This window comes from Flavobacterium sp. EDS (assembly GCF_020991525.1).
Taxonomy (GTDB): Bacteria; Bacteroidota; Bacteroidia; order Flavobacteriales; family Flavobacteriaceae; genus Flavobacterium.
Window position 1 is genome coordinate 1 of sequence record NZ_JAJMOZ010000035.1, and the last position, 2,624, is coordinate 2,624.

Sequence of the window (2,624 nt, forward strand, 5' to 3'; positions counted from 1 at the left end):
CTAACTCTGGAACATACACTAACACTTGGACTGCTACTGATAATTGTGGTAATATTTCTGATACTTTCACGCAAGTGATTACAATTGAAGATACTACTAAACCAACATTTAATGGAGAGCTTCCTACTGATATGCTTGTATCGTGTGATAACGTTCCTCAAGCTGCTAATATAACTGCATCAGATAATTGTAACCTTGATATTCCTGTAGTTTATACAGAAACAAAAAGTAATATTGAAAACGAATGTAGTACAAACTATATATTAACTCGCAAATGGACAGCTAGTGATTGTTCTGGTAATACCGCTTCGTTTACTCAAATAATTACAGTAAAAGACACTACTCCTCCTACAGGAACTGCACCAGCTGATATTACAAACCTGGTGAACATATCAGATATTCCTGTAGCGAATCCGAATGCTATAACAGACGCTGCTGATAACTGTAGCGAAACTGTAAACATAACAGTAAGCGATTCTAATAATGGAGGTACTAGTTGTCCAGGCGTTCCGTATATCCTAACAAGAACATACACCTTAACAGATTGTGCTGGTAATAAAACCATATTGGTACAAACAATAACAATTAAACGTGAAGTTATACAACCAAGAGTGGTCTTCCCTGATCAGGCTTGTAATGCTGATGACTCAACTGTTAATTTATTTGTTCCACTACCAAGAAACACAACTACTGTAGGTACATGGATAGATACTGATAATACCAATGCTTTACAAGGTAGCATTGTTACCACATTCGGACTTCCTGTTGGTACTTACTCATTCGAATATCAAATACAAGATGAAATTTGCCCAAGAAGCTTATTCGTAAACCTTACTGTGAATGATGAATGTAAAGTACTAGGATGTGGAAACATATTAGTTCATAATGCATTCTCTCCAAATGGGGATAACTTCAATGATAAATTTGTTATCGACAATATAGATAATACAACCTGTTATCCTGATAATACTGTCGAAATATATAACCGTTGGGGAATACTTGTATTTGAAACTAGAAACTATAATAACACAACAAATGCTTTTGAAGGATTCTCAAGAGGAAGAACAACTATAAGCGAATCATCTGGACTTCCAACAGGAACGTACTTTTATATTCTGACTTATACTTCTGTTGATGGAAACGGTGCAATTCAAACCAATAAAAAAGATGGATATTTATATCTAACAAGATAAACAAACAAAAACACAACTTACTGACAATGCACTGATTACATTGTCAGCAAGGTGTTTTTAGAAAAAAAAATCTGTAATTTTGATATACAAATGTATTGACCCATTTTTATCATAAACAAGAAAAACAATTGCAATAATAAAATAATAAATATCTACTATGAGAACAAAATTATTTTCTTTCGTTTTGATGTTTACAGCTATAGTAAGTTACGCTCAACAAGATGCACAATTTACACAATACATGTACAACACCATAAATATCAACCCTGCTTATGCTGGGTCGCGAGGAGCTCTAAGTATTTTTGGTTTATACCGTACTCAATGGGTTGGACTTGATGGTGCACCTGAAACAAGTAGTTTTTCGGTAAATACGCCAATTAACAACAGTAATTTAGGTTTAGGAATATCATTAGTCAATGACAAAATTGGTCCCACTAATGAGAATGATCTATCTGTAGACCTTTCTTATACAATACAAACATCTGTAAATTACAAACTGTCCTTTGGTATTAAAGCCACAGGTAATTTATTCAATCTAGATATCAATAAATTAAATCCAGCAGATCAAGGTGATCCACAATTTCAGAACTTTAATAGTGTCTTTAGACCAAATATTGGAGCTGGGGTTTATTATCATTCTGATAAAGCATACATAGGTTTATCAGTACCAAACTTTATCGAAACCAATCGCTATAACGATAATGATTATGCCATTTATAAAGATAAAATCAATTATTATGTTATGGCTGGTTATGTATTTGATTTAGATAAATATGAAGATATCAAATTTAAACCTGCTGTACTTACCAAAATAGTAGAGGGAGCCCCATTACAAGTTGATGTTTCGGCCAATTTTATGTTCATTAACAAGTTTGTAGTTGGTGTTGCCTACAGATGGAGCGCTGCATTGAGTGCTATGGTTGGATTTCAAGTTAGCGATGGACTATATATAGGATATGGCTATGATCGTGAAACCACTAACTTAAACAACTATAATTCTGGCTCGCATGAAATATTCTTGCGCTATGAAATATTCAAAAACAACGGCAAAATTACAACCCCACGTTTCTTCTAAAAATATTTATTATGAAAAATTTTACAATCCTCTACATAACAATAATAAGTGTTTTTTCATTAAACAGTTATTCACAACAAGGCAAGATTGCTTCTGGAGACAAGAAATACGACAACTATGCCTATATAGACGCTATTAAGACCTATGAACGTGTAGCCGAAAAAGGATACAAATCAGAAGATATGTTCAAAAAACTAGGCAATTCTTATTATTTCAATTCCGAATTTGATAAAGCATCAAAATGGTATGCCGAATTGTTCGCAATGAATACTGAAGTTGAGCCTGAATATTATTATCGATATGCACAATCATTAAAATCTACAGGAGACGTTACTAAAGCCAATCAGATATTAGAT

At 33.2% G+C, this 2,624-nt stretch carries 2 protein-coding genes and 1 pseudogene; all 3 read left to right on the forward strand.

All coding sequences use genetic code 11. From position 1 onward, the window contains the following. Positions 1 to 1,193: gliding motility-associated C-terminal domain-containing protein (locus tag LPB87_RS20520; protein ID WP_230729212.1), on the forward strand; the 1,193-nt coding region annotated here is incomplete at its 5' end. Between the two features lie 157 nt (positions 1,194 to 1,350). Next, the gene (locus tag LPB87_RS20525) at positions 1,351 to 2,268 is read left to right on the forward strand and encodes a type IX secretion system membrane protein PorP/SprF (RefSeq protein ID WP_129539081.1); all 918 of its coding nucleotides are present in this window, start codon (positions 1,351 to 1,353) and stop codon (positions 2,266 to 2,268) included. Between the two features lie 11 nt (positions 2,269 to 2,279). Beyond that, positions 2,280 to 2,624, forward strand: a pseudogene (locus LPB87_RS20530) (flagellar motor protein MotB); the annotation flags it as partial.

Excerpts from the sequence above, each read along its gene's own strand:
- LPB87_RS20525 (WP_129539081.1), top strand. The coding sequence starts at position 1,351 with ATGAGAACAAAATTATTTTCTTTCGTTTTGATGTTTACAGCTATAGTA.